This window comes from Coprobacter fastidiosus (assembly GCF_982245605.1).
In genome coordinates this window covers 41,623-54,318 of the sequence record NZ_CEVCIF010000005.1, presented here as the reverse complement: position 1 = coordinate 54,318, position 12,696 = coordinate 41,623, and the positions used below count along the sequence as shown (strand labels likewise).

The 12,696-nt window shown below is 36.2% G+C and carries 8 protein-coding genes; 5 read left to right on the top strand and 3 right to left on the bottom strand.

Going from position 1 to position 12,696, the window contains the following annotated elements:
• The first annotated feature begins 8 nt into the window (after positions 1–8).
• The gene (locus AC0UMU_RS02455) at positions 9–3,254 is read left to right on the top strand and encodes an efflux RND transporter permease subunit (protein WP_122303784.1); all 3,246 of its coding nucleotides are present in this window, start codon (positions 9–11) and stop codon (positions 3,252–3,254) included.
• A 10-nt stretch (positions 3,255–3,264) separates the two neighbouring features.
• On the opposite strand, the gene AC0UMU_RS02450 is transcribed toward AC0UMU_RS02455, so the two are convergent.
• Genes AC0UMU_RS02450 through AC0UMU_RS02440 form a run of 3 tightly spaced genes read right to left on the bottom strand, consistent with a single transcriptional unit; the run spans position 3,265 to position 7,125 of the window.
• Complete coding sequence (locus AC0UMU_RS02450) at positions 3,265–4,119, bottom strand: DUF1573 domain-containing protein (protein ID WP_122303891.1); 855 nt, start codon at positions 4,117–4,119, stop codon at positions 3,265–3,267.
• Between the two features lie 30 nt (positions 4,120–4,149).
• On the bottom strand, positions 4,150–6,102 hold the full coding sequence (locus AC0UMU_RS02445) for a hypothetical protein (protein ID WP_122303890.1): 1,953 nt from the start codon (positions 6,100–6,102) through the stop codon (positions 4,150–4,152).
• A gap of 24 nt (positions 6,103–6,126) precedes the next feature.
• Positions 6,127–7,125 carry an IS110 family RNA-guided transposase gene (locus AC0UMU_RS02440; protein ID WP_473979857.1) on the bottom strand — a complete coding sequence of 333 codons (999 nt, stop codon included), beginning with the start codon at positions 7,123–7,125 and terminating at the stop codon, positions 6,127–6,129.
• A 494-nt stretch (positions 7,126–7,619) separates the two neighbouring features.
• On the opposite strand from AC0UMU_RS02440, the gene AC0UMU_RS02435 reads away from it, so the two are divergent.
• From AC0UMU_RS02435 to AC0UMU_RS02420, 4 genes are all read left to right on the top strand, one after another.
• Positions 7,620–8,033, top strand: a complete 414-nt coding sequence (locus AC0UMU_RS02435) for a DUF4890 domain-containing protein (RefSeq protein ID WP_122303889.1) — start codon at positions 7,620–7,622, stop codon at positions 8,031–8,033.
• A 168-nt stretch (positions 8,034–8,201) separates the two neighbouring features.
• Entirely contained in the window at positions 8,202–9,575 is a 1,374-nt protein-coding gene (gene radA, locus AC0UMU_RS02430) for a DNA repair protein RadA (RefSeq protein ID WP_022390032.1), read from the top strand.
• 12 nt (positions 9,576–9,587) lie between these two features.
• On the top strand, positions 9,588–11,141 hold the full coding sequence (locus AC0UMU_RS02425; protein WP_122303888.1) for an NAD(P)/FAD-dependent oxidoreductase: 1,554 nt from the start codon (positions 9,588–9,590) through the stop codon (positions 11,139–11,141).
• 23 nt (positions 11,142–11,164) lie between these two features.
• Entirely contained in the window at positions 11,165–12,622 is a 1,458-nt protein-coding gene (locus AC0UMU_RS02420) for a carbon starvation CstA family protein (RefSeq protein ID WP_270214125.1), read from the top strand.
• Positions 12,623–12,696: the final 74 nt, after the last annotated feature.

The window sequence follows — 12,696 nt, the reverse complement described above, 5'->3', positions numbered from 1 at the left end:
CAAGTTATATGGAAGAAAAAGAAACACATAAATATAAAACAGCAAATGTAGATATTCTATTAAAATCTTCTCAGAAAAGAAACATATCTGCCTTTTCGGTAATACTAATCTTTACATGTCTGCTGATTGTAGGATTATTTCTTATTCCCATGCTTCCCGTTAGGTTATCACCTTCGAAAACCTTACCTCAAGTAACCGTCAACTTCAATATGTGGGGACAATCATCCCGTATCATAGAAATGGAGGTCACCTCAAAAATAGAATCTATGCTTAGCCGAATAAAAGGCATAGAAAATATATCCTCTAATTCTGGTAATGGTTGGGGTAACGTCTCTGTACGTATCAATAAACATACCGATTTAGATATGGTACGTTTTGAAATTTCAACAATTATAAGGCAACTATATCCCTCTCTACCTCCGGGAGTCAGTTACCCGAGCATCACAATGAGTCGTCCAGAAGACGATTTCGAAAGGCCTTTTATCAGCTATACAATCAATGCACCGACTACCCCCATTCTGATCCAAAAGTTTGCAGAAAACCATATAAAATCCCGTTTACTACAAATCAAAGGAATAGATAAAGTAGAAATCAATGGAGCTACCCCTATGATTTGGAAACTCGAATATGATTATTTTCAATTGCAAAATCTTGGCATAAGTGTCGACGACATTAAAGAAGCCATACAACTACATCTCAAAAACGAATTTTTAGGAATCGGTACTATTGAAAATTCAGATAAAGAAAAACAGTGGATACGTCTTGCTATTGTTCCTAATACACCGAATAAAACATTTGATATTTCCCAAATCGATGTCAAAACTCAAGACAAAAAAATAATAAGGCTCGATCAAATCGTTTCAGCAAAATACATCGAAAGCGAGCCTTACAGTTACTATCGTATCAATGGTTTAAACTCTATATATCTTTCTGTAAAAGCTAAAGAAGATGCCAACCAACTAGCTGTTTGTAATAAAGTAAAAGATGTTATAAACAATATAGATAATATTATACCCCCTAATTATGAGATACATTTAGCTTATGATGCTACTGAATACATACAAAAAGAATTAAATAAGATTTACTTCAGATCAGGTCTCACAATACTTATTCTTTTAGGTTTTGTTTTTTTGATTTATCGAAATATAAAATATTTAATCCTAATTTTATTCTCCCTTTTATGTAACATTTTTATAGCTGCCATATTATATTATCTTTTCCAATTGGAAATACAATTATATTCTTTAATAGGAATTACCATATCTTTAACATTAGTAATAGATAATACGATAGTAATGTCGGACCAAATTATCCGACGAAAAAATAAAAAGGCTTTTATGTCTATTCTAGCAGCAACTCTCACGACAATAGCCTCATTAATAACAATTTTCTTTATGGATGAAAAGATTCGTCTTAATTTACAAGATTTTGCTAACGTCTTAATCATAAACTTAATAATTTCACTACTAATAGCCCTATTTTTAGTTCCTGCACTAATTGAAAAATTGCATATCGATACTCCCTCCATTAAACAAAAAAAACAATATGCAAAAAGATTAAAAAAACGCAAACAGTTTAATATCTCTTTCAATAAAGGATACGAGAAATTCATCATCATAACATCTCGTTTCCGGACGACTATCATCATTTTATTAATTTTATTATTCGGACTTCCTATTTTTATGTTACCATCGCAAATCGATACTCCCAAAGATAAACATCCTAATTTTGCAGCTAAATGTTATAATAAAACTTTAGGATCAAACTTTTATAAAGAAAATATAAAACCGATAGTCGATATAGCTTTCGGCGGTACATTACGTCTTTTTATTCAAAAAGTATATAACGGATCTTATTGGTCAAATAAAGAAGAAACGACACTATTCATTGGATTATCAATGCCAAACGGAAGTACTCTTACCCAAACGAACTATATCATCGGACAAATAGAAAATTATCTACAACAATATAAAGAGATCAAACAATTTGAAACGAATGTCTCCACATTACAAGCTAGTATTAATATAAAATTTGTTCCCAAACACCAAAACAGCGGATTTCCACACTTATTAAAATCAAAATTAATAAGTAAAGCTCTTGAACAGGGAGGAGGTTCATGGAATATAGAAGGTTTAGGAAACGGATTTAACAACTCTATAAAAGATAATGCCGGGCCATATAGGGTCAAAATGCTCGGATACAATTATGATCATCTACATGCTTTGGCCGAACAATTCAAAGATTCTTTGCTGCAAAACAAACGAATAAAAAAATTTACGATCAACTCTAGATTCAGTTACTTTAAAAATGATTACCAAGAATACTCATTCAATTTAAAAAAATACAAACTCATCGAACAGAATATAACCCCCATGCAACTTTACAATAATATCAATCCTATGTTTGGGAAAGATATATATATAGAACGCTGGAAATCTGGCTCATCATCAGAAGAAATAAAACTATTCTCAAAACAAGCTAATGAATATGATATTTGGAAATTAAGATATTTTCCGGGACAAATCAATAAAAATAATTATAAACTGTCTGAACTTGCCAATATTGAGAAAGGACAAAGTCCACAAAATATAGCCAAAGAAAATCAACAATATCGACTTTGTCTACAATACGATTATATAGGTCCGTCCAAACAAGGAAATAATATCTTACTCAAAACAATAAATAACTTTGAAAAAATATTACCTTTAGGATATAGTATTGAAAATGGAATGCAAAACCAAATCAGTTGGGGACAAAAAAATAATAAACAATATTGGTCAATGATACTTATTATTATCATTATCTACTTTACCACCAGCATATTATTCAACTCCCTTAAACAACCCTTTACAATCATTTTTATAATACCAATATCCTTTATTGGCATCTTCCTTACTTTTTATTGGTTCAGACTTAATTTCGATCAGGGAGGATTCGCAGCATTCATTATTTTATGCGGGCTTACGGTAAATGCCAGTATATACATCTTAAATGAATACAATAACATATTAAAAACAAAAAAAATTCCACCAATAAAAGCCTATATTAAAGCATGGAATGCTAAAATAAGTCCAATATTTCTTACCATTGTTTCCACTATATTAGGCTTTTTACCTTTTATAATAGGAGCAGAAAAAGAAGGTTTTTGGTTTCCATTAGCAGCAGGAAGTATAGGAGGTTTAATTATGTCATTTATCGGCATCTTTTTATTTATGCCGTTATTTACGGGTATAGGGCAAACTAACAAAATTTAATTACGAGACATTAATAGACACATCCTTTTATTCTCAATTGTATATAATCATCTTTTATATTGCAATACACTCGTACAGTCTTAAAAAATGCACCGGTATGCGTCGGTTTTACAAGTACTTTTATTTCCATTTCAGATCCAGACTTAAGCGGATGCTCTTGCCAAATTGGAACAGTACAACCACAATTTACAACAATATCTTTTATAATAAGTGGATAAGTACCCGTATTTTGTAAAACAAATATTATTTCAGATTGCTCATTAACTTTCATAGCTGTAAGCTCAATTATATTTGACTTCACACATACTGTTGTTTCTATTGCAGTTCTTATCTTACCAGTAAAAATTTGATTATACTGATTCCGAATACTCTGGTCATATATCGGATTTCCAATCGCCAAGACTTTATTACTTCTATCAAGTAAAAAACAATGATATTGATTATTTCTCGGGAAATGATTCAATCGACCGATATTATCCTCTTTATCAAAATACACTGGATAATTAAACTTACCATCTACAAAAAAAGAAGAAAAATTTTCTTCTTTTTCAGAACAAATATAAAATTCAAATTGAATTTTGCCCGATAATGAATTCTCCTCTTCTTTTATCAACGACTGCCACTTTATTAATTCCAATTTAATATCCTCTTCACTCTCAGAACCACAATATAACAATACCTTATATAACATGTCCAAATTTTCATGGTCCAAAGAATCTGTCGTACTATAAAAAGCAGGAATGTCAGTAGGAATAACGAGTTCTTTTCCTATCCATTCAACAATCTGTGATATCTCTTTTTTATTAGATGCGGAATGACATGCTATCAAAAACAATAATATGATACAAGCAAAAGATATTCTCATAATAATATACTAAATTATCATAGTCAATAATCACCACCAAAATGTATGTCGCCCATCAAAAGTAAATATTCTCTCTTCATTACCCCGTGTATGGTTATGCAACCACAAAACAGCATTTTTCGGGACATTTGCAAATTCAACAAAATAATCTTTTGCTATTTTCCGACCAAGGCTTCTCCACCCATAAAGCGAACAATAAAATAATTCATACTCATCACCTATTGTTACATTATTTCCGTCATTACGAGGTAAATAAACAATCTTTTTTACTGAAACAGGTTCTGGAAATTCTAGACCTACCCATGCCGAATCAGGTAATGAAGAATCAAAAAACGTCAAAGGATCCCCATCAAATGCAGACTCCCGAGATCGTTTCGGATCATTACCCCAAGTTTTATCTGTTCCTATTATCTTCCCCTTATTATTTAACAATTCTCCATTCGAACCGAAAAACTGTAATTCTGCGATATTCCCATATCCTGCAACAGGAGACACATGCCTCCAATACTTATAACATTGAGATAAAGTATCGAGAGAAATTGTAACATAAAAGCCATTCGGATTTTTTTCTATACGATGAATTATTTGCGGATTATCAAACTCCGGATTATCTGCAGCCTGTATTTCTCCACCTATCATATGTCTGGTAACACCTATAACTCTGAAAGTAGAAGGATATTTACGCTTGAAACGTAAATTATAAGTATCCAATGTATCTGGTTTATAATAATGTATCCTACCCTTAAAATCTAACAAAAACGGATAATTTGCGGGTCGTATTCCTTCATTGATAAAATATCCGGGTAAATACATAACATCATATCCCATATTCTCAAATGTTATGCCCCCCCTTTTATTTCCAGCATGCGCAACAGGAACCCATCGCCTATTATCAAATACACACAAATAGACAAATTTCCTCTTTTGTAAAGGAGAAACAAGCGTCTCAACTTTCACATCAAAAGTTTTTGTATAATTATCTGTTACATCTCTCATAAATAAATTATTCAAATTACTAGGGATAGGCTCATTATGACAAAGAGCTGCTAAAGAATTTTTATTCAAAGCATAGGTTCTTCTGTACACTTTAGACAGCTTTGAATCCGGCTTATGAATAACATCCGGATTCGTATCCACACCACCAAAAGAATACTCTTTCCCATTACTAGAAAATACGACATTCCACGTATGTCCCAATGCTCTATATGGCCATTGCGGTGTAAAATCCTCCACTACCGGAATTCCTTTTGCTCTCATTGCAAAAATAGCCCGGGCACAATAATCACTACACGTTCCAATAGACATATTTCTTAAAACAGAATATTTTTCTATCGGAAAAGTTGAAACAGGTAAAAGATACACTCCAGTTTCTTCCCTTAAACGGTTATTTAGTTCACAACATGCATGAAAAGCAGAATATCGCCATCCTTCATTATAACCATGTAAACGAATATCATTATACATAGCCGCTAAAGAGTCTCGCCAAAATTCTATTGGTTCATTCCGTACCCTGTACGGTAATATATATTCACAAAACTGATCGAAATTCAAGTGATGGGCATACCCTCCCGAAGGCCAAACTTCAAAAGCCCGTTCTATATTATTAATAAGAAACTCTGCCGTTACACATTTAATATCTTCAAATCTTTCTGCACTCTTCGGGAGATTATTCATTTTAGCTATACTATCTATTTTTTGCTTCAGAACTTCTTTATTTTTCTCCACCAATAACACAGAATCAACAGCTCTATAAAAATTATCAACTGATTTCCCTCCAAAAGAATAATGGCCAGGCATATTTTCTATTAAAAAAACTGCAGCTTTATATTTAAGACTATCATCGATATTTTTACTATAATGATCTAAAACTTTTCTTAATTCAACAGCATTATCCCCTGCCAAAGTTAAAGAGCGTTCAATATCGGACTTTTTACATGAAAAGAAAAGTATTAAAAAAAGCAGTACCTGAACAGAATTTTTCATACTACTATGATTTTTGCAAATTATTTACGATAAAATAGGTTTATATTTCTCATTTCTTTTGATGACCGCAAACATCCTTGCCACAATTTTAGCTCGCAGCGCATTGATTACGGACATCTTGTTCTTGCCTTCGGCAACTTTCCTTTCGTAATATTTCTTCAGTTCACCGTCAATCCGATGTGTTACTGCCACGGCAGCCAAGTGAAGAAGTCTTTTCATCACTTTGTCCGCCCTATGTGACACTCTCGCTTTCGAGTGCTGGGAACTTCCGGAAGAATAAGAGAATGGAGCTACCCCGGCATAACAGTTGAATTTCCTCGGATCATCAAAACGAGTAAAGGCCTCTGTAGTGATTATCATGTTGGTCGCTACTACACGCCCCACACCGTCTATGGACATCAGCAGCTCCCTCTGCCTGCACAGTACAGGACAGGAAGCTATCACTTCATCCATTTCGTATGTAATGGCTTGTATAGCTTTCTCCAAGTCATCCATCAACGTCTGCAAACGCTTCATTTTGCGTTCATACGGTTTTCTCGGCATATAGTCCTTCTGGTCTTTCATCTGTCCTTTATATTTGGCCAAATCCGTCACATACAATGTACGTTCAGATTCAAGCTGCTTTAATCTTTCAATATCTTCCGTAGGACGTTCATAATACTGCACCCTGTCCTGAAAGCGTTTGGCATAGATGGCAATACGTTTGGCATCTACCTTGTCATTCTTTCCTCGCTGAACACCGGATGAGTATTTGATTTCAGCAGGGTTCTCAAGCCAAAGTTTGCATTCTACGGCTTTGCAGGCACACGCCAAAGGGAAGGTGTATTGTCCGGTATGTTCCGCGCAAACAAGCATTTGACCACCCGCTATGCCATAGTCTTCTTCAAATTGATGCAGCAATGCCATGATTGCATTTTGATGGTTGGCTGTTTCTTCTTCATGCACAACCTTTCCTTCAAACATCACACAGAAGTCCAACTTCTTTTTCGATACGTCCACACCGATAAAATAAAAATTTTCCATACTTTTGTCTTTAATGTTTTTGTAAAGAAAAGGATTGAACTTAACCTAACTACCTTAACAATGGATGTTAACCTACTATCTGGGCCTAGGTTCAAACAAGCAGGAAGTCCGCTTATGAAAATGGAGCTTATATCTCCTTAACATTATCAGGTTCACTTCCTGCACCCTTTCTTTGCTTCACAAATTTATCCTTTCTATTTTATCTGTAATCCTCGGATGCAAATCTAAGGTAACATTATTTTTGGTTAAAAATATATATTTCAAACATAAAAGAATAATATAAACTGTTCATAAAATAACAACTTAGTCTCATCAGCCGAGATAAAACGTAAATATTCCTGTTTGGTTATTACAGACAAACCTAAATATATTGCAGATAATAATCTAATAATGAACAAAAAACAATTATGAGATTTAACTTTTATATTGTATCTGCATCCAATAAGAAAATGTTTCTACCATTTATTTAAGTAATTATTAAAAAGAAAAGAAGTATGAAAACAAAAATCGGAATGCTTTTAATAGCAATGTGTATGTCTGCAATAGCTTTTGCCCAGAAACCTGTTGAGCAAACAAGAGTAAAGAAAAATTTTACACCGGAACAAATAGCACAGAAACGTACGGATATAATGAAAATCCGGTTACAATTAAACGATGAACAAACGGCAAAGATTTATACTTGGAATCTGCAACAGATAAAAGAACAAATAGCACAAAAGGAAAAAGAGAAAATCGAACGCCAAAAACGTATGGAACAACGAAAAGCACAAGAAGCCGAGTTTATTTCGATCCTTACCCCTTCTCAAAAAGCTGCTTATGATCAATGGAAACAGGAACAGAAAAAAGAGATGAGAAAAAAGAATCTGAATAAACGCCTACATCCACAGAAGAACCTTCCACAAAAGTAACAATCAAATTTCAATACGCCGGACGATAACTTTTTTGTCCGGCGTATTTTATCAAATAAGAATCAATCATTATAAGATCATAATATATTGCCATATCTTCATTATATTTTTAACTGTTCATACAGAAAAAAACGATATATTTGTAACTATTAATATGTAACTATATATATGGCAAAAACAAAATCGGTATATATATGCACCAATTGCGGAGCTGATTCTCCGAAATGGATAGGGAAATGCCCTATTTGCGGAGAATGGAACAGTTATGTAGAGGAAATCATCAATACTAAACCTTCAGCAACTAAAAGTTCATATCACTCGACCGAAAACAGCAAATCGAAACCTCTTAAACTGAATGAAATAAATATTGCAGAAGAGCCTCGTATAGATGTGCGAAACAGTGAATTGAACAGAGTTCTCGGAGGAGGTCTGGTTCCCGGCTCATTAGTTTTGATCGGCGGCGAACCCGGAATAGGGAAATCGACTCTGATTTTACAGACGGTTTTAGGTTTACATGGAAAAAAAACATTGTATGTCTCCGGAGAAGAAAGTGCCCGCCAACTGAAATTACGAGCAGACCGAATACAAAAAAGTGAAAATCCTGATTGCTATATCGTTTGTGAAACTTCTTTAGAAGAAATATTCGTGCATATTAAAAACGTACAACCCGATTTAGTTATCATAGATTCTATTCAAACCATATCAACCGAGACGATCGAATCTTCTCCGGGAAGCGTATCTCAAGTGCGGGAATGCTCTGCATCAATTCTCAAATTTGCAAAAGAAACCGGAACTCCCGTCCTATTGATCGGACATATTAATAAAGAAGGTAGTATCGCCGGACCTAAGGTTTTGGAGCACATCGTTGATACCGTACTGCAATTCGAGGGAGATCAACACTATATGTACCGAATTCTCAGGTCTATAAAAAACCGATTCGGAAGCACTGCCGAATTGGGAATATATGAAATGAGACAAAACGGACTTCGTGAAGTCAGTAACCCCTCCGAGCTATTACTATCTCAGAATCATGAGGGATTAAGCGGGGTCGCCATAGCTGCGGCCATAGAAGGAATACGTCCATTTCTGATCGAAACGCAATCTTTAGTAAGCACTGCCGCATACGGTACACCACAACGGTCGGCAACAGGATTCGATTTAAGAAGAATGAATATGCTTTTGGCTGTTCTCGAGAAACGTGTCGGATTTAAACTTGCACAAAAAGATGTGTTCCTAAATATCGCCGGAGGATTGAAAGTTAACGATCCGGCTATGGACTTATCTATTATCAGCGCTATTCTTTCGTCCAATATGGACATGGCCATCGAGAACCACACCTGTATGGCCGGAGAAGTCGGACTGTCCGGAGAAATACGGCCCGTCAACCGAATCGAACAGAGAATATCGGAAGCAGAAAAATTAGGATTCAAACGCATTTTGATTCCGTACAACAATCTAAAAGGGTTTGACGATAAAAAACTGAATATAGAAATTGTTCCCGTCCGTAAAGTCGAAGAAGCTTTCCGACAACTATTCGGGTAAAAAAAAAGCAATATGATCAAAGAATTAAAAATAAGAGTACTACCAAAACAGGCTTCATCGGAATATAATATAACTCAAGCCGTATCACAAGAATACGCCATTGACTTATCTTCGATCAAAGCGATCCGAGTATTGAAACGCTCGATAGACGCCCGTCAAAGACAGGTTATGATCAACATGCAATTAAAAGTATATATCAATGAAATACCTACTGACGATGAATATATACATACTTACTATGGCGATGTATCAGACAAGTCTCCTGTCATTATCGTAGGAGCAGGTCCTGCAGGTTTGTTCGCGGCTTTACGCCTGATCGAACTCGGACGCCGCCCCATTATCATAGAACGAGGAAAAAATGTTCATGAACGACGTAAAGATATTGCCCGTATAAGCCGGGAACAGATCGTAAACAGCGAATCGAATTACAGTTTCGGAGAAGGAGGAGCCGGAGCTTTTTCGGATGGAAAACTATATACTCGAAGCAAAAAAAGAGGATCGGTAGATCGCATTTTAAATATCTTCTGTCAACATGGTGCAGACACATCTATTTTAGCAGACGCCCACCCTCATATAGGTACAGATAAATTACCGGTCGTTATCGAAAACATCCGGAAGCAAATAGAAAAATCGGGCGGCGAGATACATTTTGAAACCCGAATGGACAGACTTTTAATAAAAAACGATGAAATCATAGGGGTAGAAACCCAAAACGGAAAAGAGTTTCACGCACCCGTTATTCTGGCAACCGGACATTCTGCCAGAGATGTATATTATCATTTATACGAATCAGGGATAGAATTGGAGAGCAAAGGCTTCGCCGTAGGTGTGCGTCTGGAACATCCGCAGCATCTGATAAATCAATTGCAGTACCACAATCCTAAAGGTAGAGGAGAATATCTTCCGGCAGCCGAATATAGTTTTGTCGCTCAAGTAAACGGGCGTGGTGTTTATTCATTCTGCATGTGTCCGGGAGGTTTTGTCGTTCCGGCAGCCAGCGGACCTAATCAAATCGTTGTAAACGGAATGTCTCCCTCAAATCGAGGATCAGTATGGGCTAATTCGGGGATGGTCGTAGAAATAAGACCGGAAGATATTGACCAATATTCACGGTATGGAGTATTGTCTGGAATAAAATTTCAGGAAGAACTCGAATATCAGTGCTATGTGAATGGAAATTGCAAACAAACAGCCCCAGCCCAACGAATGACAGATTTCGTCAATAAAAAAGTATCGTTCGATCTGCCTAAATCGTCATACACACCGGGAGTCATCTCCTCTCCTCTCCACTTTTGGATGCCGGAATTCATTACTTCGCGCCTTAGAGAAGGATTTTCTTATTTCGGCAAAATATCGAAGGGCTTTCTCACAAGAGAAGCACTAATGATCGGAGTAGAAACAAGGACATCCTCTCCGGTAAGAATTCCTCGATATAAAGAAAACATGCAACATGTTCGCATTAAAGGATTATACCCTTGCGGTGAAGGCGCCGGATATGCAGGAGGTATTGTTTCGGCGGCTATCGATGGTGAACGTTGCGCCGAAGCAGCAGCACAATATATGTAAAACTTTTACAAAAACCACATATCATGATCACATTCTGTATTGCTTTATTAGTGCTTATCGGAGGTTATTTTATTTACGGAAAATTCATTGAAAGGGTTTTCGGAATCGAACCCGACCGTAAGACTCCGGCAATCAAGAACCCCGACGGAGTAGATTTTGTACCTCTTCCCCGTTGGAAAATATTTATGATCCAATTTCTGAACATCGCCGGACTCGGTCCTATTTTCGGAGCTATTATGGGAGCAAAATTCGGGACTTCTTCTTTTTTATGGATCGTATTCGGTACTATATTCGCCGGAGCAGTACATGACTATCTTTCCGGGATGATCTCTTTACGGCATAACGGAGAGAGCCTTCCGGAAACTATCGGACGTTATTTAGGCGTCACCACCAAACAGATCATGCGGGGCTTTACAGTAATTTTAATGATACTGGTCGGTGCCGTTTTTGTTGCAGGTCCGGCAGAATTACTCGCAATGTTGACTCCCGAATCTCTTGATTCTACATTCTGGATTTATGTAGTATTTATCTATTACATCATCGCTACACTATTCCCTATCGATAAAATAATCGGACGGGTATATCCCTTTTTTGCTGCCGCATTGCTCTTTATGGCGATTGGAATACTTGCCGTATTACTCATTCAGTTTCCTGCCATACCCGAAATCACCGACGGACTACAAAACAAACATCCGAATGCGGTAAATTCCCCAATCTTTCCAATGATGTTCATTAGCATTGCCTGCGGGGCAATTTCAGGATTTCACGCAACTCAATCTCCATTAATGGCTCGATGCATGACCAATGAAAATCAAGGACGTTCGATATTTTATGGTTCTATGGTTACCGAAGGTATTGTCGCTCTGATATGGGCAGCAGCAGCTACTTACTTTTTCAGCCCTGAAGGCCAATCGGCATTCGGGATAACCGAAAATGCAGATAATGTAAACGGAAGTGCTGCTATCATCGTGCAAAAAATTTCTGAAGGCTGGTTAGGGGTTATCGGTGGATTCTTAGCCATACTCGGAGTAATCGCAGCCCCCATAACGTCAGGAGATACCGCATTCCGCTCTGCTCGCCTTATTATTGCGGATTTTATGAAGATAGAACAAAAGTCGATTACCAAACGGTTAGTAATTTGCATTCCTTTATTTATACTCGCAATCGGAATTCTTATCTACAGTCTTGCCGATAAAGACGGTTTTGAAATGATCTGGAGATATTTTGCATGGTGTAACCAAACTCTTGCCGTATTCACGCTATGGGCTATTACCGTATATCTCGCACAAAAAAAGAAATTATATTGGGTTACTCTTATTCCGGCCCTTTTTATGACAACAGTTACAATCACCTATATACTGTATGATCCTATCGGAATCAATCTTTCATATAATTTATCCGTAAGTATCGGAATCGGCATGGCCATCATTTCCGGAATCTATTTCTTTCTCAAATTACCGAAACTGAAAAACGTACAATAAACAGATACTATAATTCACTGTGAACTAATCATATAAAAGCCTGTCTGACTTTTTTTTAACAGACAGGCTTTTAA